This is a genomic window from Paenisporosarcina sp. P4_B8 (assembly GCF_056402175.1).
Genome location: NZ_JBFUHX010000010.1, coordinates 45,273 through 68,617, shown reverse-complemented (window position 1 = coordinate 68,617; position 23,345 = coordinate 45,273). Strand labels below are relative to the sequence as shown.

Here is a 23,345-nt window from a genome sequence, read left to right as displayed (position 1 = left end):
ATTAAATCCCCCTTTGTGATAGAACTCTCCCCGTGATAAATTCCAACCATGCATACACTCCTGTTTTAACCGTGGCGCTTGTCGGTACATCTCGTGTTGGATCTAGACATACAAAATCGATATGTCGAACCGCATCCTGTTGGCCAATCCGCACTAAACTTTGGAATAGCTCTTCCGCCGTCATGCCTCCTGGTGTAGAAGCGGGAACACCCGGTGCGACTGCAATGTCCAACACATCCATATCGACAGTTACGTATACGCGGTCCACTCGTTGTGCTAATTCCTTTAATTGTTCTTCGACGCACTGAGCCACCCCTAGCTCACGTGCTTTACGTAAAGTAATCATTCGAATACCGTGTTCCTTCGCATAAGCCACCAATGGTGCTGCGTTGAAGTACCCGTGAAGACCAATATTGACGACATCTTCCCCGTAGACAGTGCCCCCATCAATCAGTTGACGAATGGGCGTGCCATTTGCAGGTCCCAAATCGGCCGGGTCGCGCACATCTAGATGTGTATCTAGTTGTAAAATGCCAATCCGCTCGTCTGGGTAGGCCTTCTTAAGACCTCTTACCGCACATGCAGTTACAGAATGATCTCCACCAATTAAACATGTAGTTGATCGCTCAAATGTGCGGACTAATTCATATGTCGTGTCTTCAATACGTTCATGTGACATTAAAATATCGGTCGTATGCATAACGACATCTCCCGCATCACGAACGATGTAGCTAGATAAATCCAAGTCCTCATCTAAGTTATACGTGGAGAACCCTTTCCACAATTTGCGGAATTCCATTGTATATAAGGAAGCGCCGGAAACACTGATTGAAGAACGGGAAATGGGCGCGCCATAAATCACCATGTCCGGAGACTGTTCAGCAAGCGGTTTTACCCACTGATGAACGAAATCTCCAGAAGTATCGCGCCACGACCATTCAGGCGGTTGTAAATGTTTCATTTAACCCACCACCTGCACGCCTTTTTTCCACACTGAACCAACGTGATTCACGCCGAAAAGATATTGCAGCTCCTGGTAATTGGATACATTCCACATTACGACATCCGCTTGTTTGCCAGCTTCCAATGAACCGACTTTCTCTTGCATGCCAATGGCACACGCAGCGTTCATCGTTGCGGCAACCAATGCTTCTGCCGGAGTTAGACGCATAGAGATGCAGGCCAAATTCATGACCAAAGGCATCGAAGTCGTTGGTGACGAACCAGGATTGCAGTCTGTCGAGATTGCTACGGCTACACCTGCATCAATCATCGCACGGCCTTTTGCTGCTTCTTCACGTAAATACAGAGCTGTCGCTGGCAAAAGACAGGCAATGACGCCTGCTTCAGCCATTAAACTCACACCTTCATCAGATGCTTTCAATAGATGTTCCGCTGAAATTGCACCGACTTTTGCAGCCAGTTCCGCGCCACCGTAAGACTCAATTTCATCAGCATGAATTTTGGGAATCAAGCCGAGTTTTTTGCCTGCTTCTAAAATTCGTTCGGACTGTTCTGGTGTGAATACTCCGACTTCGCAAAAAACATCGTTAAAAATAGCTAATTTTTCTTCCGCCACTTTCGGCAACATGTCATTTACCAAAAGATCGATAAACTCGTCTTCTCGTCCTTTATATTCCTGAGGGACTGCATGTGCGCCCATAAACGTTGGAACCAAGTCAATCGGATGACTTTCATTCAATCGTTTCATCACTCGCAGTTGTTTCAATTCCGTTTCCAAATCTAGTCCGTAGCCACTTTTGCCTTCCACGGTTGTCACACCATGCTCAAGGAACGAGTCCAGGCGGCGCGTTGTTTGTTCTACCAGTTCGTCTTCTGACGCCTCACGTGTCATACGTGTTGTCGCATGAATACCGCCACCAGCATTCATGATTTCCATGTACGTTGCACCTTCGAGACGCATTTCGAATTCACGTTCGCGGCTTCCTCCATATGCTATGTGCGTATGTGGATCGACCAGCCCCGGTGTCACTAAACGCCCTGTCGCATCGATAATATCCGCTTCATGGGCACGTGTGCCATATAAGGCTTCAAGCTCAGACGTCGTGCCCACCGCCACTACTTTTCCTTTTTCCATCCACACACTGCCATCTGCGATTAACCCGAGGTCAGACATTCCTTCCCGAACTCGGGGGCCGTTTTCACCGGCTACCGTTACAAGTTGTGCCGCATTTTTTATCCAAACCGGTATCATGCTTCAGACCCCTTTAGCATCGGAATGTTGACGCCTCTTTCACGCGCAGCCTCAATCGCCAAATCATAGCCTGCATCGACGTGACGGACGATACCCATTCCTGGATCCGTAGTTAATACACGTTCCAAACGAACTTCTGCTTCTTTTGTACCGTCAGCTAAAATGACCATCCCGGCATGAATGGAATAGCCCATGCCTACACCACCGCCATGGTGAACGGATACCCATGTCGCGCCGCCCACTGCATTGACCATCGCGTTCAAAATCGGCCAATCCGCAACAACGTCCGAGCCGTCTTTCATTGCTTCTGTTTCACGATTCGGTGAAGCTACTGATCCTGAGTCCAAATGGTCACGTCCGATAACGATTGGCGCACTCAATTCGCCGCTTGCTACCATATCGTTAATGATTTTCCCGAAACGTGCACGTTCGCCGTATCCCAACCAACAAATGCGTGAAGGAAGGCCTTGGAACTGAATTTTCTCCTGAGCCATTTTAATCCAGTTACATAAATGCTTGTTGTAGCTGAATTCGCGTAAAATCACTTCGTCTGTTTTGCGGATATCTTCCGGGTCACCAGAAAGTGCTACCCAACGGAATGGTCCTTTACCTTCACAGAACTGTGGTCGAATGTAAGCTGGAACGAATCCTGGGAAGTCAAACGCACGTTCAACCCCTTCATCTTTTGCCACTTGACGGATGTTGTTGCCGTAATCAAAAGTAATGGCGCCTTTGTCCATCATCTCTACCATTGAAGAAACATGCTTCGCCATCGATGCTTTAGAAAGCTTGACGTACTCCGTCGGGTTTTCTGAACGGAGCTTCGCTGCTTCTTCCAATGACATTTTTGATGGGATATAGCCGTTCAATGGATCATGTGCAGAAGTTTGATCCGTTAACACATCCGGAATAAAGCCACGTGCGATCATTTCCGGTAAGACGTCTGCCGCATTGCCAAGCAACCCAATCGATAACGCTTTTCCTTCCGCTTTTGCCTCTTCCGCTAAACGGATTGCTTCATCCAACGAATCTGTTTTTACGTCAGTATAGCGCGTTTCAATACGTCGATCGATACGCGTCTCGTCTACTTCAATACCAATACAAACCCCGCCAGCCATTGTTACTGCTAATGGTTGAGCACCGCCCATACCACCAAGACCAGCCGTCAATGTAATGGTACCTTTCAACGATTCTCCGAAATGTTGTTTTGCCAGTTCAGCAAATGTTTCATATGTTCCTTGGACAATCCCTTGTGATCCGATATAAATCCAGCTACCAGCTGTCATTTGGCCGTACATCATCAAGCCTTTTTTATCTAGCTCATGGAACGTTTCCCAGTTTGCGTAGGCTGGTACAATATTCGAATTCGCAATCAACACACGTGGTGCATCTGTATGAGTTTTGAAAATCGCAACCGGTTTTCCGGATTGAACAAGCAAGGTTTCATCGTTCTCCAACTCTTTTAATGAGCGCACAATAGCGTCGAAGCTTTCCCAGTTACGCGCCGCTTTACCGATTCCTCCGTATACCACTAAATCTTCAGGATGCTCTGCCACATCTGGATGTAAATTGTTGCTTAACATACGAAGTGCGGCTTCTTGTTGCCATCCTTTCGTGTTCAATTCTGTTCCTCTATATTGGATAACTCGATCAGTTGTATTCGCTTTCATTTTCATTCGCCCCCTTATTAATAGTTTCATTGTATCGTGAAAGTTCTGATAATTTATTTATAATTTAGTTTATTTTTTATGTTTTATTGAATTATTTCTTTGATTTGAAAAGATTTTTATAATTTATTCCCGTTTCAATACAAAAAAGACCGATTGGATAATCGGCCTTGTAAAATAATTTTTTCTCCAAAGAGACAACTAATGATATAACCAGAGAATCTAATTTATAATCGAAAAACTCGATTCATCTTCCCCAATTAAATCGATACTGGGTTGGGGTTTTCCCAGTTGATGCTCTGAACTTCGCATTGAAATAAGATTGATGTGTGAAACCCGCCAATCTCGATACATCTTCTAAAGATGCGTTTGTTTCTTTTAATAATCGTTTTGCTTCTCCAAGGCGAATTTCTTGTAGCGTTTCCCTGAAATTCTTGCCTGTACTTTTCGAAAACCTTCGACTTAATGTGCTTTTATTCATTTGCAAAGCATCTGCACAAGCCGCCAAGTTCCAATTCGAATCCCAATAATTTGATTCCATCATCATTCTTACTCTATCTGAGAAATTAGACGTCCCTGATTCCACTAAACTTGTTACTTTCATCAAATCCGCTGTGAAGTCACCAAAGCTTTGAATGATGTGATACATAACCGGCTCGCGGATGATGTCTTGAAATAGTTGATGGTACTGTTTTTCAAGGGGGGGATTTTGAATCGAATTGGCCGACATATATCTTCTGATTTGCGCAAGAACACTAGTCAAACGGATTCGCACCATTTCAGGATCCGGGTAAGGTGCTTCAAGGGTTAGAAAATCTTGCTCCAACCATTGACGAATTGCTTTAACGTCCTGTTTTCCTAGCATTTCAATCCACATCCGTTGCTCTATGGGAGACAAAAACGGATCCATTTCACACCACGTTAAATCTTCAGCTTCAACGGATAAAATATCATAGCCATCATAAAAAACACGTTCTTGGAAGCGACGCATTTTTTGATAAAGTGAACGAATATCTTGGTCGCCAGGTGATTCGTATAAGTAAATGGACAACAGTGTATTGGATTGGCGTTTCCAAGACGCATAAAACGCCAGATAGGCTTCCTGCATGCTTTCAAGTTCAGGTAGTCGGTGTACAACAACAATAAAATCGGTAAACGGAAATAGTTCAAAATGCGAGGGGAATGCGAACTCTTCCAGCGATTTCACCAATTGTGTTCCCTCTTCTCGACTCGCAGGAACAATTGCACTTAAGAGTACAGAAGTCCTTGGGTACGTTTTCGCCAACAATAAATCTTCATATGTAAAATTCGATTCTTGAAATGAATCAAGTTGAGGAATCCCTTTCTTTTCGTTACGTACACGAAAACGCGTTTGCTGGATATGCTTAATCAGATGTTCGGGCTGGAAAGGACGGAACAATAAATCTTCCGCTTTATGTTTAAGTGCACGGTATGCAGTCTGAAACGTTCGATCTGAGGATACCCCTAGCCACCTCGCTCCTGAAGGCAGGATACTTTCTTCCGAGGCAGACCATAAGTCCATATCAATAATATAAAAATCAAATTCCCTGGAAACCATATCTTTTTGTAGAGTAGTGACTGAGTCCCCCAACTCCACAAAAACATCTCGCAGCTGCGAAGAAATCATCCATTTTATGCCTTGTGCTTCTAGTGAGTCCTTCGTCAGAACGTATACATACATAAAGAAAACCCCTTCTTCCATTACTTATCATTCGCACAACCATCTATAAAAAGTGCCCGAAAACACTTTAGGTACAGGTAAAGAATATACGTACATTGTCATGTCTGCTCTCTTCATAAGCAAGAACTTTTGAAAAATCTCAAAGATAAACAGCAATCCCTTTCACAAAAAAAATAATTATTTTCCAGTACCTTGCATAGAATAATACTACATGATATATTGTTCTCAACAGTACTGCACATTGTCTAGTAGTGGAAGGAGGGGGTTTAAGGTGAATATTCAATTCAAGAAAGGCGTACTTAATCTTTGCGTACTTGTGTTATTGGATCAAAAAGATCGATATGGGTATGAACTTGTACAAAAAATCTCGGACCAAATATCAATTTCCGAGGGATCTGTATATCCGTTATTGCGACGTCTGACCAAGGAAGGTTATTTCACTACTTATTTACAAGAGTCTACAGAAGGTCCTTCCCGAAAATATTACAAACTGACCGATTTAGGCAGAACGTATTTACAGGAACAGTTAAATGAATGGAAAAGCTTCACAAACGGCGTGAATACTTTGATTGAGGAGAGTGTAAAAGATGACGGAACAACAATTTCTAAATGAACTTGAAATGGCTTTGACTAAACTTCCTTCCGATGAAAGAAACGATATTTTCCAGGATATTAAAGAGTATTTTACGGATGGACGTGTAGATGGTAAATCAGATAGCGAAATTGCCGCGTCCCTTGGCTCTCCAAAAGAAATTGCTGAAGAACTTCTTGCCAATTATGTGCCCGAGAAAATTGATACAAATACAGACACGAAAATGATTCATATAACGAATGATAACTTCACAAAAGTTGCCATGAACATCAAAATTGGCTCTTTACATGTATATCCATCTGATTCAGATGTCACCACTATTGAGCTAGTAAACGCGCATGAAAAATTAGCATTAACAGCAGACGTTATTGGAGACACACTATCGATTGACCTAAAAGCCCCCAAATTTGCATTCTTTGGATTTCTTCAGATCTTCAAAGGCGTAAAGGTCAATGTGGCTCTCCCTAAAAAACTATATACAGCTATTTCCATGAAGACAGATAATGGAGGCATTGTAGCGATAAAAGTTCTTGGAAAAACAGTGAAAGCAACTTCTGACAACGGAAGCATTGAAATAAAAGAAATTGCAGCAATGGTTCTGGACGTTGAAACAGATAATGGCCGTATAGCAATCGATAACGTTCAAGTCGACAAACTAACTACCGAGACGGACAATGGCAGAATTGAAATGCGGAATGTCGATGCCGAACAGGTTCACACAGAAACGGATAACGGACGAATCATCATGGAATATGTGAATGGAAATATTACCGGAAGAACGGATAACGGACAGATTTCACTTTTAACAACAAGCCTTGACCGCATGATTGATTTGGAAACGGACAATGGAAGCATTTCGGTTGCGACTGAAAATAATCCGACAGATGTTTCGATTCGTGCAAGGGTTGACCATGGAAAAATTGATGTGTTTGGGGAGAAGAATTCCCGCACGACTTTCGGAAGTGGCACGAATACGGTTCAACTTTCTACGGATAACGGGAAAATAACTGTCTTTAAGAAAGAAGCAAACGTACCCGTTTAATTTCCATCAATCATATAGACATCAAAAAAGCCCCTTGTGAGGGCTTTTTTTGTTCTTTTTCATGCGTGTATATAGACATTTGTTCCGATTGGCACGAAGGATGAAAGCTCCGTTACGTCATCGTTATACATCCGAATACACCCGTGCGAAACTTTCTTGCCAATGGACGAGGGATTATTTGTGCCGTGTATTCCGTAATGTGGTTTAGATAAACCCATCCATAACACCCCATATGGGCCACCTGGGTCATACTCTTTGTTCACAACAATATAATTTCCTCTCGGTGTAGGCGTTAACATTTTCCCGACTGCTATCGGATACGTTTTCAGCAGTATACTGGCGTCGTAAAGTTTCAGCTGGCGTTTACTTACATTTACATCAATCCAAACCACCATAATTCCATCTCCCAAAATTGACTTACTTTAGGTATATGGAATGCCAAGTGGATATGACCACGTTAGGTTGGAAAGTCATTCAATAGATGAGGCGAACATCGATTTTCGCATACAAAAAAGCAACTCCATTTTCGAAGTTGCTTTTGTTTACCTTATTTTGGAACGTCGCCCCCATAGGATGTCCATTCTTCACGGGATGGACCATACACTCCGATCATCGGCAGTCCTGCCAGGCGCATCAACATTGTCATTTGGCCGCGGTGGTGGATTTGGTGCTTAACGAGAACGTTCAGTGTAGTAGCATTCGTCCACATTTCGCCATACATGTCGTGTTCTTCAGAAAGATTGGCATCCGTCCATTGTGAACGAATGGCTTCCTTGAATGCCATGTTCACCTGTTTGTATCCAGCAGCAATTTCTGCTGCTGATTCCGGCATTGGTGCATCGTGATGTGGTGCTTCAAACTTCAGTCCGACACGTGACATCATTTCATTGATAGAAACGATCGTATGCCAAGCAAGGAAACCTAACGAACGCTCTCCTTCTTTAACTCTTGTTCCTAACGAATCATCGTTAAACAAGTCCAGTATTTGTTGGGTAGAGTCACTTTCGTAAGTCCATTCAGTTAAAAACTCATCAATTGTATGATACATAATTTACCTCCTTAAGATCTCTTTCCTCTTAAGTATCTTTCGTGACAATAGACAAAATCCCTTCCTTACGCTTCGATTAATTTTTTTCTTCTCTCTTCAATGTCAACGAGTTCAGCATCCAATACATGCTTTTTGCCGGCTAATGAGTGCATGACCTTCATGATTTCTTTTACCGTATTTTTCAAGTTCCCTTGAGATTTGGATATTCGTGAATGAATGGTCCACTCACTGAAAATATCATCAAAAAAGTAATCGGCCATTTTGATAAACTCTCCGCGTTCCACGATAAAAGAATTGGCTTCAAGTGCCTGCACATCTTTGACTTCCGTTCTGAAGCGATGGAGAGCCATTTGTGCTTTATGAATCGTATCTTCTGAGTCATCGATTGCACTATGCTTCATCGCAGTCACAATCATTCCGCCACCCAAAAACGTATCCCATGTTGAATAGTTGCGTGCAGATTCGAGCTGACTGATTGCTTTGGATAAAAGTACATTTGCTCTACTTCCTGCATCCCGTGCTTCTTCGATTTCACGAAGCATCGTTTGGACAACTGTTTTGCGGTCATACAGTTCTTCCATCACCGCTTTATCTTGCGGGGAATTGACTCGCAACCATCGCTCTTTTTCAATCATTAACTGTTGCCAGTTCGCATGAAGGTCTTGGAACTGTACATCTGCTAATGCTTGACGAATGTTAGCTGATTCTACTTCCAGGTCTCGTACCACCTTCACCGCTTCGTTCCACTTCAATTCTATTGAAGCTGCTTCAGCCATTTCTTGATTACGGACATCTTCCTGCGTCCCTTTCCACTTTCTCATCATGTTGGAAAATGAAAACTCATCCAATTTTGCGACATCCCGTTGTTCTTTTGTCAGCTTACTTTCGAGTTCATTTCGTTTATGTGTGTGTTCCAGGATTTCCGTTTGAAAAGAAGCTAATTTCTTTTGCAAGCGTTCTTGTTCATTGATTAATAGTTGTAGCTCCGATTGTCGTTGTTGAAACATTGACCACATAGTCCATCACTCCCTTAGCTACTATACGAATTTCCAGATATGAAGTTTCAGTTAATTTGTTTTTTGGAAATCCAGTGAAATGTTGGAACTTTTTAGTGAGTTTTAGAGTCTAATGAGTAACTATTAATTTCGTGATGGATGGGATGGGTTTTGAGATGAAAAAGTGGATACTTCTGTTTGTCATACTGTTCCTTCTTGCGGTATATGCTGCTTTGTCAACTAAATTTCATTATCCCGAGCTTCCATTTTCTAATAAAACTAAGCAGGAAGTCGCAAAACTTGCTGTCTCATCGGAATTGCCGCTTTCTAAAGTGGCACAGCAAGACGGCTATGTTTGGCTTGTAACGGATGATTCCCTCGATGTGGCACTTAATTCCCTCAAGCAGCGAATGAAAAAGAATGGATGGGAATTTGTCGAACAGCACGGCTCCAGCTATTTGTTTGAAAAGGGCAATGAAAAAGTATTCATTGCAAGTCAACAATGGACAGGCAATTTCCTGCTCTTTCAATTGCCGATTGGGTTGTAAATTTATTCTCTTATACTTTTTTAAATAGAGAAATGAATCGGCTCCCTTTCCGCGGACGAACTGGCAAGCCTCCTAATAAAACCGGTGCGCCTGCGGTTACTCGGCGCAGTATAGATTGCTCCTGCATCGCTGCGCTAGCTTCGTCGCAAACGAATTGTGCACAATTCGTTCGTTGCGGGGTCTTGCCCGCCCGTTATTCCGCAGGAAAGAATTTGGCCAAAGGTTTTGATTTGGACCGATTCTTTGCGACGAGTAACCGCAGGAGTAGCACTTTCGAAGCGTGAGACCCACAAGTATGTAGTTTTCATACTTGTTGGCTCATGCGGAACATGCGGCTCGCGTAAATGTACGATAAACAATATCATAGTAAATCAAAAAGCCCTTCGAGAATAATTCGAAGGGCTTTTCTTACAGCTATTTTTTCTTTTTAATGCCGAATGGCCACCATACACCACGATCAAATGATACGGTAATGGCCGGTATGAGTAATGGCAAGACAATCAAGCCGTATAGCAATAATCCAATAACCACGATTGATGCAATCTGCATCAAGCTTAGTACTCCGGAAGGCATCATTGCACCGAATGTACCCGCCAAGATGATGGCTGCCGTGATGATGACCGTTCCCATTTTGGCCATCGAAACACGCATAGCTTCTCGAACAGACAAACCACTTTCCGCCTCTTCTCGGAACCGGTCGAGTAGGAAAATGGAATAATCGACGCCAAGTGCAATCAGCATGACGAAACCGAAGAATGGAACTGCCCAGCTGATGCCGTCATATCCAAGTAGATTCTCGAAAATCAGTTCAGCAATGGCAATTGACGTAAAGTACGTCAGTAATAACGAGCCAATCATGAACAATGGCATGATCATGGAACGGAATAAGTTAGTCAAGACGACAAACAAACTAATCAACATAATCATGACAGTGCTTGAAAAATCGCTCGAAGAGATATCCGCTAAATCACTATTTACGCTCGATATGCCACCAAAGGCAATGCTTGCATCTTCAAACGGTGTTCCTTTTACTTCGGATGCCGCCGCGTCTTTCAAGCGTTGTACAGTTTTAATGGCTTCGGGAGAATATGGGTCATCCGAAAGGACTACTTCCATTTTTATCCCCTTGCCATCAGCGAATGTATATCGGTCCAATACTTGAGAAAATTCTTCACTTTCAAGTGTACCTGCAGGAATATACAGTCCAGTATCACGCACACTATCACTTTCACTCATCGCCTTCATCATGTCGCTGACTTCAGTAAGTCCATTTGCAATTTGTGTTAGACCCTTATTGGCAGCTGCAAGCCCCTCAGTTACCTGAGATAATCCTTCACCGCCGCCACTTGCTCCGGCAAGGCCTTGCTGAATTTGACCAAGTTGACCACTGATCGCAGTCAAAGCACCGACTGTTTGTTGAACATTGCCGGTCTGTTGTAACCCTTGTGTTGTCAGTGCCAACTGGTCGTTTAACTGACCAAGTCCTGCCGCAACTTCTCCAAGTCCACCACTATTGCCAGCTCCAGCCAATCCGCTTTGAATTTGCTCAAGACCCGCTCCGATTTCAGTGAGTCCTTCGCGAGCTTCTGTTAATCCATCCGCCATCAAACCAAGTTGACGATCGACATATAAGTCTTCGATCATTTCCCCAGTAGGTCGGGTGACTGTTCTAATCTTCTCAACGCCTTCAATTTGTTCAAAGCGTTGACTTAAACTCTCCACATACGGAATCATTTCTTCGTTTGCTAGCTTCTCATTCGATTCAATAATAACCTGAACAGGCAAAGAGTCACCTTTTCCAAAGCCATTTTCAATGGCGCGTAACCCTTGAACCGATTCATAGTTACCGCCGATTTCATCCACCGTGTTAAATGACAAGGAATTATCGTATGTCAGCAACAAAGGAACCGTCATAATTGCGACAACCAGCATAGATAGAACGGGGCGATTGACGGAAAGCTTGCTCATCCATCCCCATAAGACGCTGTCGTGGTGCGCTGCCGATTTTTTCGAAGGCCAGAATAGTTTTTCTTTCAATACCAACATAAACACTGGCACAATCGTAAACAACACGAGCAATAGAACCGCTATTCCCACTGCAACGGCTACGGCCGATTTAAATATCGGAAAATCAGCAAAACCAATAGCAAAGAACCCGATAAATACAGCAAGACCGCTGATAAGTAACGTACGGCCGGCAGTTTTGTAGGTGTTTACAATGGCTTCTTCAACAGAGTTGCCAGCAGATAATTCTTCCTTGTAACGGCTCAGCAGTAAAATACAGTAGTCCGTTCCAATCCCGAACAATATCGCCACCAAGAAAATCTGGGTATAGTTAGAAACCGGGAAACCAAACCAATCGATGAAAAATGCCACAAGTGATTGGCTCAATAAATACGTAAGACCCACTGCCACCAAAGGAATGAATGGCGTGACAATCGAACGGAAAACCGCAAGCAACAAACCAAAAATCAACACAACTGTAATAATCTCTGTCCGCTTTAAGCCTTCTTGCGCACTTTTATTAACATCATTGTTGATGATGGCTTCGCCTGTCACGTAAGCTGTCATGTCTGACGGAATGATTGAATCGCGAATTTCTTGTGCAACATCATTAACTTCTTCATCAGACCCATCCACTGTAATGGGAATGAGTACTGTTTTTTTATCTTCCGAAACGAGTTGACTCTCGAGCTCTTCACTTTCAACGGGATTTAAGACACTGGTCACCGTTTCTGAAAGTGCTGAGATTTTCTTCGCCATATTGCCCAATTGGTCACGGTCAGCATCCATCAGTGCTTTATCAAGTTCCACAACAACGGAAATCGTTTGGTCACTTTCGCCTGCATCCGCCAACATTTTGGCGGCTTGTTGTGACGACGCATCTCCAGACAGCTGGATTGAGCCCGCTTCTTCCGCTTGTTTCGTCAAATTTGGGGCGATGATAAATAAGAGAATCGTGATGGCGAGCAAACCTATGGTGATCGGCCATTTCCATTTTAATATCGTTTTCATTCGTCAGACTCCATTCATTTTCAAAATTTCTCTTAACTTGCGGAACGTCACTAAAAATTGGTCAATTTCCCGATCATCAACTTGATTGGACATCAATTTTCCAATATATTCATGCAATACTCGGTCTGATTCATTGATGACATCTCCCCCTAAACTCGTCAGCACAAGGATCTTCTCTCGCTTATCTCCTGAAGGCTTTGTGTCAATCAACTCTTTTTCCATCAGTTTTTTTATACGATTGGATATGGCGCTTTTATGTACGCCTTGCAAAATGGCGAGTCGACTTGATGTTATTTCCCCTTCTTTGTAAATCAGTTTCAATACTTGAATTTGTTCAGGTGAATATTCTTTCCATATTGGGTCATCCACACTTCGAATGACGCGTTCAGTCCCATATATGAGTACCTCTTCAAAGAGTGATACCGCTTCTTTTATTCTTTCATCCATAATAGTTTACCCCCTAAACCAATAGTAGTAGTTTAGGGGGTAAACTATGCAAAGTCAATGATAGGCTTGTGACAAATTGGAGCGGGATATATGATAAAAAAAACAAGTATTGTAGAAAGGAGGATTCAACATATGTGGAGAAAATTGAAGGAATGGGCACGTTTCATGAAGAAATCTCTTTATACGCTATACTTCGCAACAAAAGACACACGTGTTTCTTTGCCTGTGAAAGTATTTACTGTCGCCGTCGTCGCTTATGCATTTAGCCCAATTGATTTGATTCCCGACTTCATACCGATTCTCGGATATGTCGATGATGTATTGATTGTACCCGTCGGTATTTATTTTGCACTGAAAATGCTTCCTCAAATCGTCATTCAGGACAGCACTAAATTAGCTGAAGAACAGTTGCTATCGGACAAACCCAAAAATTGGTTTGCTGCGGTGATTATTCTCATGATTTGGTTTGCTGTGTTAGTGTGGGGTACTTTTGTTTTTATCTACAAATGAACATAAAAAATCTCCTCAACAACATCGAGGAGATTCGGCTTATGCATAAACAGATGATCGCTCACCATTCTTGACCACGTGACGATTGCGTCCCTGTTCTTTTGCTTTTAATAATAGTTGATCAGCGTAAATATAGGCACGTTCCATTGGCAATTCTTCCGTCATTTTATTGAAATACAGACCAAATGATGCGCTATAAACGATGGATATTTCATTTCCATCATATTCCACATCAGCTGGGTGTGCATTTACATAGGTGCTTACCGACTTTAGGAACTCCAGACATTCTAAATAATTGCGACCTCGCAAGAAAATCGTGAATTCTTCGCCACCACTTCGGAACACACAATCATCTTTACTTGTATGAGATTTCAAAATGTCCGCAAAATGTTGAATGACCTTGTCACCAACGGCATGATTGTAGTTGTCATTGATTTGCTTGAACTTATCAATGTCAGCCACGACAATTCCAAGTACTTCATCGGTGCCATTGATTTCTTCCATTTGCTTGTCCATCATAGCCCGGTTTGACAAGCCTGTCATGAAATCGGTGTAAGCCATTTCACGGAAACGGTCACGTTCCAATTCATTTTGAGCTTTTTCCTGTCTCGAAACAAAGGATTTACTCACCACGTAATTTAATAGGAACATTCCAATCAGCATCTCCCACTGACTTTCCATTACAAAATAATATAAAAGAGCATTTGTAATGGCAACTTTTCCATTATCAAAAAGCGTTCTATTTTTTAAGAAAGCCCATACTTCTGACCAAGAATTTATATTTCCAATTAAATAAAAAGAAAACGCCATGAGCCCATGGGCATTCCAGGAGTTAATTACTGTGACCACAAAAAACAGAAGGAAGTAACCGAAGGGGATCGTTTGCGCAAACGGGTAAAACGCGAAAAAGATTAGATAGCCGAGTGTATTGTACAACACGAATGAACCAATGTTATAGAGCGTATCCGTGAATTCATCCGCATCAGCCGTTTTAGTATATTTCCGTTGTAAATACACATTAAAACGATGGATGAATTCAAAAATAAACAGCCCAAATGGTCCTGCAAATAATGTAAAAGACTGACTGTAGGATATTCCGTAATCGAAACTACCGCGGCCATTACCCTGTTGTATTTTTATATTAGAATAAATCGCAGAGAAGATTAGATAAATGGAAATGACTATTAAAAATTTAATTAAATCTACCTCTATAGGTGCAAACGATAGTCCCACTATTATACTAGCTACAAATAAAGAAACGTCAAAAATCTTGTATTTCGGCATTTTCGTGCACCTTCTTAACTATGAATATCAAAATTATAGCACAAGATTACCCAATTGAATGTAAATTCCGAATACTTTCTCTTTGCTTTATTTTCTGATAGCCATCACATGCGTATTCTAGTCGAATCACCAAAAAGACTTTTTGTCCGACCAAAATATTTTTTATGATTTATCAAGTTTTATTTCTCACTGTCCTGGCTCATATAGTTCCCTCTTTTTAATGTACTGTGCAATTCCCCCTATCCTGAACGCCTTTTTCTGAATACCAACCATAAACATACGAAAATGAAGAAAGCCACCAATTCAAGAGATACGATGTACCATGGATATGGTCCCAGGTAATCAAGCAGACTTCCGTTCACCGGTTTTGTCCGTAAAAACATATAGTTTCCGTTAACTAAAACATTGATGACAAACACGATTGGCAGCAATACGTTCAATGCGAGCATCGTCTTGAGGATTCCTTTAAAAGTAGGGCGGCACCCCTTCACCCATGTAAAATATAGCGCTACAAGGACAATTCCCGCATGCGTGTAAAAGAAGTGGAAGTACCTAAAATGCGGGAAGCTTAAATCCAATACTGGTGTTGCAATTGCTTGAAGTGCACCGCCTATTCCTGCATAGAAAACAAAATCATAGACATGCTTATTTCCCGTCCACAGCAGAACGATGGTCAACGCTAAACTGATGCTACACAATTCGAGTGGCAACGAACTACTCCAGTTCCATCTTCCGATTTGAAAGAGCCAAATATAATAGGCGATATCCACGCCTAGTAAGGACAGGGCAAAAAGACGTTCGATTCGTTGGATGTTGCGAGGTTGAAGTGTCCATTTATTTCTCAAAGCAAATAACAAAACAATTAATAGACCCAATCCCACAATTACGATCTGATGTGCCGTCGAAAACATAACAAATGCAGGTCCTTCTTGTTCCAACATTGCGTTTCCTCATTTCATTTTTCGTTCCATCTATACATACCTATTCGTTTCCATTCCTCGAAATCCTCGTTTTAGTTAGTTTCTCATAAAGAAAAAGGAAGAGACTAGGTGGTTGGCGAATAATAAATAGATACATCATTTGCTTTACGAAACATGGCAAATATGGATCGTCCCCTTGCGATTAGGGGGTGACAGACTAGAAGTAACATCAAACATTCAATGTAAATAGAGTTAAAGAAACGGAGGAATCTCACATGAAAAACACGATTATGGATCGAATTGTTTCCCTTCAAAGCGAAAATGATTTTTCTGGAACCGTTTTGGTAAAGGAAAGCGAGAATGTTCTTATTAATCGCAGCTTTGGATATGCCAATCGGGCAGAAGAAATAAACAATCAGTCTAGAACCAGGTATGGAATTGCTTCAGGATGCAAACTCTTCACCGCAATCGCCATCTGCCAACTCGTGGAGGAGAAAAAAATTTCCTTCGACTCCAAATTGACAGACTGTCTGGATGTAAAGTTTCCTCATTTTGATGACAAGGTCACTGTCCATCACTTGCTTACCCACACATCGGGCGTTCCTGATTACTTTGACGAAGAAATCATGGATGATTTTGAGGAATTGTGGATCAAAACGCCAATGTACCATATCAGGACCTTGAAGGATTTCCTTCCTCTTTTCCAAAATGAACCGATGAAAAATACACCAGGTGAGAGTTTCAGTTACAACAACTCCGGCTATATTTTGCTAGGGTTGATTGTGGAACGAGCAAGTGGACTTCCTTTCACTGACTATGTGGAAGAACACATTTTCAAAAAAGCTGGGATGGTAGATTCGGGCTACTTTTCTTTTGACTCCCTACCCGAGAGAACGGCATGGGGATACATCGATCATTCTGATGGAACTTGGAAAACCAATATGTACTCACTGCCGGCAAAAGGTGGCTCGGATGGCGGCGCTTATGTCACCGTTACCGATATGGCTCGTCTCTGGGAATCTCTTATGAACCATCAAATCCTTAGCAAGGAAATGACTGATTGCCTGCTTACGGCACATGTTCAAGTAAAAGAAGGCAGCTACTATGGTTATGGGATTTGGATTAATAAAAAAGACGAGACCGTAACCAAGTATCATGTTATGGGCTATGACCCAGGCGTAAGTTTTCACTCGGCATACTACCCGGATGATTCCCGCATTGTTGTGATTTGTTCAAATAAGTCTTCTGGTGCGTATAAAATCATGACGGCCATTGAAGACGAATGGACAAAAGTGACCAACCGCTAGACAAAGATAAAACATGAGGTGAACCAATATGAATAATGACTTCCAGTCTTTTTTGGAACACTTTTTAGGGGTTGCATAACTAAGTGATGGAGGTAGACTAATGGATAATTTGGAGTGGTTGGTTATGTATGGATTCCTGCTTGTCATTGGAGCCCTCGTCGTCCGATGGATTCGACTCATTAAAAACAATACGGACGTGCAGGTTGAACAAAACAAGGCAATCATCTCGCTGTTAAAAGATATACAGTTGAAAAAGGAAAAGAGTTTTTGACGTTGTGGTCAAAAACCCTTTTTTTCATCTGCGTTATATCAAAAATAAAGCATAGAAAAATTTCCAAGTTCATTTTAATATGCATATGATTTTCACGAGGTTCTTGTTGAATTACCGTTTCTTAAACCTCTTCCAAACGATGAAACTTAAAAGAACAATGCCGACAGCAATAATAACAGCAATCATTGCATTCGATTCGGCAACATCAATTCCCGCTTGTTCTGCAACTAAATCCACTTGTTCAGTCGGTTCTTTTCCTTCTCCGAGAACGGTCAAGTCTTCCTGTGCAGCACTTAACCCTGTTGTTCGATCACAGATGACTGTTACGAGCTCTGCTTTATCTCCATACATCGTAGACTCAGTGGCATACACTAAATATTCCTGACCCACCTGGAATTCATAGCCGCAATCACCCCCACCACTTCCGGTGGTAATAATTACTTGAGACTCAGATACACCTTTCCAGGTTTCTGCCACCTCAATTAATACTCTTTTCTTCACATACCCCTTAAAGTTTTTCTGTTCTTTCACTTCCAATACTTTACCTGAAAAAACGGCTTGTGAGCGTTCCAACTCATCTTCTACTGATGGAGGCTGAGCACATGAACATGCGTAGCTGGTTGTCGGAACGATGGACATGCTGATCAAACTAAAGACGACAATCATTGTCACAAGAATCTTTTTCCTCATGAACTACTCCCCTTACCTTCAGACCTTTTTCTGTTCATTCCGAAGCCTTTTTTTAATGACAAAATAGACCAATATTCCAATGGCTGTCAAAATAACGAGAACTGGTAAGTTACCAACGAAGAATACAATCAATGCAGAGAATGCCGAAAGTAAGGAATTCATGCTTGTCGCGAATTGTTTTTTTGTTTTTTCCCATGTATTTAACTCTTTGCTGTCTATCTCAGGAACAACCACACGATTTTCATACATTGTGATTTCAATCGTCGAGAACGACGTCTGGTTTTCAAGATACTTCATCTTACCGACCATCACTTCAATCTCTTCTTGAACTTGTGCTAAATCTGCAGAAATTTTCAGCAAGTCTTCGGTTTTCTGTGCTTTGCTCATGAAATCCAGTAAGCGTTCTTCAACCGCTCGTTTTGATTTCACTCGTGATTCCAGATCCACGTATTGCTCTGTGACATCCTGACCCGTCACATTGCGATCCAATACTTTAGCCGCTTCCCCTTCAGCTTCCAATAGAAACTGTTCAAAGTTCTCTTCTGGGACCCTAACAATCATTTTTCCGCTGCTCGTCTGTTCGTCTTCTTGATAGACGTTTGACTCCACGATATAGCCACCAAATTGCTCGACTTTCTTCTGAATATTACTTTGTGCTTTATCCAATTCTTTGACGTTCACACTTAATATCGCCTTATGAATGATCATTCTTTCCACTGCAACAGTAGGTGCTGTTTTCTTGGCTTCACCTGAACTTGAATTGTTAGCTAATTCCTCAGACTCTTCCGTAGCTACTTCATTGGAATCTGACTGCGGTGCAAGCGCTTTGTCCTCGGAACTTTCAGCTTTCTCCTCGCCCGCACTACACGCAGCTAATAAAACCAACAAGCCGGAAAGTAGTATGAATAAAATCCTCTTCCTCATCTTCGACTGCCCCCTATCTCTATAGTATTTATGACGCGATGGACAGGAAAAATGTTACAATTTTCTAATTATTTTTAAAAGCACATCACAAACCCCCATGTGTCCTGGACATGGGGGTTAAAAGTTAACGTAGTTGTTCGTTTGGGTAACTAAAGACTCGGCACACTCTTTAAATAAAACAATCGGCCGAAGATGCAATTTCGGCCGATTCCTACTTCATTTATTTTTGGGTTCGGACTATTCGTAAACGACGGAACTGAGCAATTTCTTTAAATAGAAATTGCCAGAAAACAAATGATGCGATTAACAAAAATCCAATCTTCCACCCCTGTCCCCAGTCATTGAAATATACATAATAGGACATTGATGCGAACACACCTACATAAAAGATCAGGCCCCAAAGAAGTGACTCTCGTTTTACATAGAACTTAATCGCAAACAACAATGCGCAAATGCCTAATAGCACCCACTTCAACGTATCGAACTCCATTAGGTTCCCCCCTTACATTCTAGATTGTTTTAATTGCCATAAAACTATTTTAAATTTAGGAAAATGATATAATTTAACACTAGAAGAATTTTACAGAGTTAGCAACTAGGAATTAATTAATTATCGGAGGAAGATATGGCCAATCACTCTAAAGGAATTATGGAAGAACTTTATTTATTAAGTAAAGACTATCCAGAAACTCAGTTAATACAGAAACTCGGTCTAGATGAATACGTAGAGACACTTTCAATGCATGCGGCTAATGCTATCGGTAAAAAATTAAGAGTATTGGCAGATGAGAATAACTTCTCTGAAATTTACGAGATACTAAACAAGGTCCACAAAATTATTGATGATGAAAATGAAGCGAAATTTCAGTTGCCACTTTCGATGATTACTTACAGTGAAACATTGGGAGAGATGCCTTTAAAGGAAGACCTATTTTTATCCAGAGTTGACGTTCTTTATAATGACGCACACAAAATTAAAAATTTCTTCAAAACACTATCTTATGAAATGAAAACTGCGGACGAAGTGTTTTTTTTAGTGAGTTTTATAAGAATGTCAGGCGCACAACTGCTGACTAGAGAACTAATCGATTTAGAAAAACGAAATATTCCGGTGAAGATCTTAACGACTACATATTTGAATGTTACAGAGGCTAAAGCAATTCGACATTTCCAACAATTTCGAAACGTAGAGTTAAAAATTCTCCCATTAAAGAATGAATCCTTTCATACGAAAGCTTATCTGTTTAAAAGGAATTCAAATTTAAATACAGTAATAATTGGTTCTTCAAATCTTTCTCACTCTGCTCTAATCAATGGTCATGAATTAAATGTCAAAATTCCTCATTCTGAGCATTTACCAGCCTTTGACCAAACCAAATTATTTTTTAATAAAATGTGGAATTTACCTAATGCAATAAATGCAGACGAAGATTTTTTACGACAATATGAAGCCTATCAAAAGAAACAAACCAAATTGGAGATGTCTTCTTTTACCTTTGAAAGAACAGAAGACTATACAGTAAGAGAAAAAATAGAGCCTAACGAAATGCAAAAAGAAGCTCTAAAAAACCTTTCTTTCACAAGAAATCAAGGTCAATCAAAAGGAGTCATTATTGCAGCAACTGGTACAGGTAAGACGTATTTATCCGCATTCGATGTGCTTCGCTACCAACCAAATCGACTATTATTTATTGCACATCGAGAAGAATTATTAGATGGCGCAATAAAAACATTCAATTCTCTATTTAATAATGAAGAACTTTGCGGAAAAATTACCGGGACTAAAAAAGATTATAATAAACGGTTTATATTTAGTACCATACAATCATTGTCGAAGGATATCACACTTGCATTATTTGAGAAACATACCTTTGACTATATAATAGTTGATGAATTTCATCATGCAGAAGCAGCAACTTATAAAAAAGTACTCGCATATTTTGAACCACAATTTTTATTAGGTCTTACCGCTACTCCTGAACGAATGGATGGCAGAGATGTCTTATCTATTTGTGATAACAATGTTGTTTATGAAATCAGATTAAGAGATGCCTTAGAAGCAAAATTATTAGCACCATTTCATTATTTTGGACTGTCAGATACGACTGTAGACTATGATAAAGTCAAAGTGATTAATGGTCATTACGAAGAAGACTCACTAGCCAAAGCACTTTCAACAAATCAGCGTGTAGAATCAATTATCGAAAAAATTATATTATACGGATATGATGGTGAAAACCTACATGGTCTAGGTTTTTGTGTAAATATTGATCATGCGCAATATATGAGTCAAGAATTTAATAATAGAGGTTTTGAAACCACGTTTTTAACGGGTAAAGATTCCGTGGAACATAGAACTAACATGATAAAACTGCTTGAAAATCCGAATGATAAATTATCAATTATTTTTACAGTCAATATTTTTAATGAAGGCATAGATATTCCTAGAGTGAATCTTATGCTTTTTTTACGACCAACTGAATCTTCAACTATTTTTATACAACAATTAGGTCGTGGATTAAGAAAAATTGATAATAAAGAATATGTTACTGTTTTAGACTTTATAGGTAATTTCAGAAAATCTTTTATCATTCCCTTAGCTTTATCAGGACAATACAATAGTAAAGCATTTGATGTAGATTCTTTAAGGGTTTCTGTTGCCCATGAATTCGCAGATGCTGCGGGGGGATCATATGCACAATTAGATCCAGTTGCTCAACGAGAAATTCTAGAAAGATTAGAAACTATCAAGTTGAATCCAACAGAAGTACTTAAAGAAATATACTATCAATTTAAACACGATTTAGGGAGATCACCTGAAATCATGGACTTTCTCTATTCGGAAGAAGCACCAAGTCTCACTTTCTTTTTGTATAAACATAAATCTTGGGTAAAAACAAAAAAAACCATGAGGGATATGTCTATATTTGATGAAACATTATTTGCAGATGAAGATAAGATGGCTCTAATTGAAAGAATTGAAGGTATGCTTCCTTTGAAATGGCCATACGAATTTGCAATTTATAAACTCGGAATGTCTCAACAGAATGTTTCTATTTTAGAAGTACTTACGTGGCTTTCAAAGAGATTTGGTATTCATTTAGATTCGAATTTACATAGCTCTTTAATTGAACGAGCTATGATTCGATTAACAGCGATGATGCCAAAACAAAAAACACCGCTCGGTACAATTACCAACGATGTTTTTAGCTTTTCTAATACAACCATTAAATTGTTAAAAGATGAAATTTTTGCAAACTACCTTAATGAACGACTTGAGTATGGACTCATTGATTTTAGAAGAACGTTTAAAAGTGAAGATATGATGCAAAAACCAAAACAACTTGCCTTATATAATAACTACACTAGGAACGAGCTTATTTTCTTGTTTGAAGCAAAAGTTCCAGAAAGTACATGGCGTGAAGGTATAAGTCGAGTAGACAATCATTATTTACTTTTTATTAACTTAAATAAAACTGAGGACATCGCTGAGAGTATACGTTATAAAGATAGCTTTAGGGATCCCTCGACATTTCATTGGCAAAGTGAAAATCGTGCTTCTCATGCATCTGGGCGTGGACTAGATTATGTAAACCATAAAGAACGCGGTCTCCATATTCACTTATTTGTTCGTAAATTTATTAAAATGCATAATATGACTATGCCTTTCACTTATTTAGGCGAAGTCGAGTACGTTAGCAGCCATGGTGATAAACCAATGAATATCATTTGGAAACTTCACAACCCTGTACCTGAAGATTTATACCACGATCTTATTAGATAAGATTTTCCTAACAGCTGGAATATCTGCTGGTGCCCATTCTAATATTGATAATTTATGAATGGGTACCCATTTTATTTCTGCATGTTCCGTTGGTTGTAAATTTCCTTCTGTAATTTTTGCTAAATATGAAGTTAGTTGAATTGTGAAAGTATCATACTCAAAATATGTATCCTCTACTTTGTCGCCAACTACAATATGCACACCAAGTTCTTCTTGAATTTCCCTAACTAATGCGATTTCATGACTTTCCCCTTTTTCAATTTTTCCACCGGGAAACTCCCATAAGTTCGGTAGAGCCATTACTGGAGAGCGAAGTGCACACAGAATTTTATTTTCATCATTATGTATTACCGCTGCTACAACATTTATATGCTTTTTCATTTC

Annotated in this window: 22 protein-coding genes; 7 read left to right on the top strand and 15 right to left on the bottom strand. The window is 40.5% G+C overall.

Going from position 1 to position 23,345, the window contains the following annotated elements; all coding sequences use genetic code 11:
- Position 1 precedes the first annotated feature (1 nt).
- The 4 genes from AC1DSK_RS10975 to AC1DSK_RS10960 form a co-directional block, all read right to left on the bottom strand.
- Positions 2-961, bottom strand: a complete 960-nt coding sequence (locus tag AC1DSK_RS10975; RefSeq protein ID WP_477547158.1) for an agmatinase family protein — start codon at positions 959-961, stop codon at positions 2-4.
- Positions 962-2,215, bottom strand: coding sequence for an imidazolonepropionase (hutI, locus tag AC1DSK_RS10970; RefSeq protein WP_477547157.1), 1,254 nt, complete (start codon positions 2,213-2,215; stop codon positions 962-964).
- The gene (hutU, locus tag AC1DSK_RS10965) at positions 2,212-3,885 is read right to left on the bottom strand and encodes a urocanate hydratase (protein ID WP_477547156.1); all 1,674 of its coding nucleotides are present in this window, start codon (positions 3,883-3,885) and stop codon (positions 2,212-2,214) included. The genes hutI and hutU overlap by 4 nt, the downstream gene beginning before the upstream one ends.
- 244 nt (positions 3,886-4,129) lie before the next feature.
- Entirely contained in the window at positions 4,130-4,423 is a 294-nt protein-coding gene (locus AC1DSK_RS10960; RefSeq protein ID WP_477547301.1) for a helix-turn-helix domain-containing protein, read from the bottom strand.
- Positions 4,424-5,855: 1,432 nt separating this feature from the next.
- Here AC1DSK_RS10960 and AC1DSK_RS10955 point away from each other — a divergent pair.
- Together AC1DSK_RS10955 and AC1DSK_RS10950 are read left to right on the top strand one after the other, a co-directional pair.
- On the top strand, positions 5,856-6,197 hold the full coding sequence (locus AC1DSK_RS10955) for a PadR family transcriptional regulator (RefSeq protein ID WP_342542685.1): 342 nt from the start codon (positions 5,856-5,858) through the stop codon (positions 6,195-6,197).
- Positions 6,172-7,218, top strand: a complete 1,047-nt coding sequence (locus AC1DSK_RS10950) for a DUF4097 family beta strand repeat-containing protein (RefSeq protein WP_477547155.1) — start codon at positions 6,172-6,174, stop codon at positions 7,216-7,218. The genes AC1DSK_RS10955 and AC1DSK_RS10950 overlap by 26 nt, the downstream gene beginning before the upstream one ends.
- A 59-nt stretch (positions 7,219-7,277) precedes the next feature.
- Here the strand turns inward: AC1DSK_RS10950 and AC1DSK_RS10945 are convergent, their stop codons facing one another.
- From AC1DSK_RS10945 to AC1DSK_RS10935, 3 genes are all read right to left on the bottom strand, one after another.
- The gene (locus AC1DSK_RS10945) at positions 7,278-7,613 is read right to left on the bottom strand and encodes a L,D-transpeptidase (protein WP_477547154.1); all 336 of its coding nucleotides are present in this window, start codon (positions 7,611-7,613) and stop codon (positions 7,278-7,280) included.
- Between the two features lie 152 nt (positions 7,614-7,765).
- Entirely contained in the window at positions 7,766-8,266 is a 501-nt protein-coding gene (locus tag AC1DSK_RS10940; protein ID WP_477547153.1) for a DinB family protein, read from the bottom strand.
- 65 nt (positions 8,267-8,331) lie between these two features.
- Positions 8,332-9,282, bottom strand: coding sequence for a hypothetical protein (locus AC1DSK_RS10935; RefSeq protein ID WP_477547152.1), 951 nt, complete (start codon positions 9,280-9,282; stop codon positions 8,332-8,334).
- Positions 9,283-9,437: 155 nt separating this feature from the next.
- Here AC1DSK_RS10935 and AC1DSK_RS10930 point away from each other — a divergent pair, with 155 nt between their 5' ends.
- Entirely contained in the window at positions 9,438-9,809 is a 372-nt protein-coding gene (locus tag AC1DSK_RS10930) for a hypothetical protein (RefSeq protein ID WP_477547151.1), read from the top strand.
- A 414-nt stretch (positions 9,810-10,223) separates the two neighbouring features.
- On the opposite strand, the gene AC1DSK_RS10925 is transcribed toward AC1DSK_RS10930, so the two are convergent.
- Together AC1DSK_RS10925 and AC1DSK_RS10920 are read right to left on the bottom strand one after the other, a co-directional pair.
- The gene (locus tag AC1DSK_RS10925; RefSeq protein WP_477547150.1) at positions 10,224-12,824 is read right to left on the bottom strand and encodes an MMPL family transporter; all 2,601 of its coding nucleotides are present in this window, start codon (positions 12,822-12,824) and stop codon (positions 10,224-10,226) included.
- Between the two features lie 3 nt (positions 12,825-12,827).
- The gene (locus tag AC1DSK_RS10920; protein ID WP_477547149.1) at positions 12,828-13,271 is read right to left on the bottom strand and encodes a MarR family winged helix-turn-helix transcriptional regulator; all 444 of its coding nucleotides are present in this window, start codon (positions 13,269-13,271) and stop codon (positions 12,828-12,830) included.
- 132 nt (positions 13,272-13,403) lie between these two features.
- Between AC1DSK_RS10920 and AC1DSK_RS10915 the strand changes: the two genes are divergently transcribed.
- Positions 13,404-13,781 carry a YkvA family protein gene (locus AC1DSK_RS10915; RefSeq protein ID WP_477547148.1) on the top strand — a complete coding sequence of 126 codons (378 nt, stop codon included), beginning with the start codon at positions 13,404-13,406 and terminating at the stop codon, positions 13,779-13,781.
- Between the two features lie 39 nt (positions 13,782-13,820).
- On the opposite strand, the gene AC1DSK_RS10910 is transcribed toward AC1DSK_RS10915, so the two are convergent.
- Positions 13,821-15,065 carry a GGDEF domain-containing protein gene (locus AC1DSK_RS10910; protein ID WP_477547147.1) on the bottom strand — a complete coding sequence of 415 codons (1,245 nt, stop codon included), beginning with the start codon at positions 15,063-15,065 and terminating at the stop codon, positions 13,821-13,823.
- A gap of 239 nt (positions 15,066-15,304) precedes the next feature.
- Positions 15,305-16,006: a YwaF family protein gene (locus AC1DSK_RS10905; protein WP_477547146.1), complete on the bottom strand. Its 702-nt coding sequence runs from the start codon at positions 16,004-16,006 to the stop codon at positions 15,305-15,307.
- A gap of 254 nt (positions 16,007-16,260) precedes the next feature.
- Between AC1DSK_RS10905 and AC1DSK_RS10900 the strand changes: the two genes are divergently transcribed.
- Positions 16,261-17,292, top strand: coding sequence for a serine hydrolase domain-containing protein (locus tag AC1DSK_RS10900; protein ID WP_477547145.1), 1,032 nt, complete (start codon positions 16,261-16,263; stop codon positions 17,290-17,292).
- 100 nt (positions 17,293-17,392) lie between these two features.
- Positions 17,393-17,563 carry a hypothetical protein gene (locus AC1DSK_RS10895; protein ID WP_016429834.1) on the top strand — a complete coding sequence of 57 codons (171 nt, stop codon included), beginning with the start codon at positions 17,393-17,395 and terminating at the stop codon, positions 17,561-17,563.
- Positions 17,564-17,674: 111 nt separating this feature from the next.
- Here the strand turns inward: AC1DSK_RS10895 and AC1DSK_RS10890 are convergent, their stop codons facing one another.
- From AC1DSK_RS10890 to AC1DSK_RS10880, 3 genes are all read right to left on the bottom strand, one after another.
- A complete protein-coding gene (locus tag AC1DSK_RS10890; protein WP_477547144.1) occupies positions 17,675-18,253 on the bottom strand; it encodes a hypothetical protein in 579 nt (192 codons plus the stop codon).
- An 18-nt stretch (positions 18,254-18,271) separates the two neighbouring features.
- The gene (locus tag AC1DSK_RS10885; protein ID WP_477547143.1) at positions 18,272-19,177 is read right to left on the bottom strand and encodes a DUF4349 domain-containing protein; all 906 of its coding nucleotides are present in this window, start codon (positions 19,175-19,177) and stop codon (positions 18,272-18,274) included.
- Positions 19,178-19,397: 220 nt separating this feature from the next.
- The gene (locus AC1DSK_RS10880; protein ID WP_477547142.1) at positions 19,398-19,667 is read right to left on the bottom strand and encodes a hypothetical protein; all 270 of its coding nucleotides are present in this window, start codon (positions 19,665-19,667) and stop codon (positions 19,398-19,400) included.
- Positions 19,668-19,802: 135 nt separating this feature from the next.
- Between AC1DSK_RS10880 and AC1DSK_RS10875 the strand changes: the two genes are divergently transcribed.
- Positions 19,803-22,961, top strand: a complete 3,159-nt coding sequence (locus AC1DSK_RS10875; RefSeq protein ID WP_477547141.1) for a DUF3427 domain-containing protein — start codon at positions 19,803-19,805, stop codon at positions 22,959-22,961.
- On the opposite strand, the gene AC1DSK_RS10870 is transcribed toward AC1DSK_RS10875, so the two are convergent.
- A complete protein-coding gene (locus AC1DSK_RS10870; RefSeq protein ID WP_477547140.1) occupies positions 22,938-23,342 on the bottom strand; it encodes a (deoxy)nucleoside triphosphate pyrophosphohydrolase in 405 nt (134 codons plus the stop codon). The genes AC1DSK_RS10875 and AC1DSK_RS10870 overlap by 24 nt on opposite strands.
- Positions 23,343-23,345 lie beyond the last annotated feature (3 nt).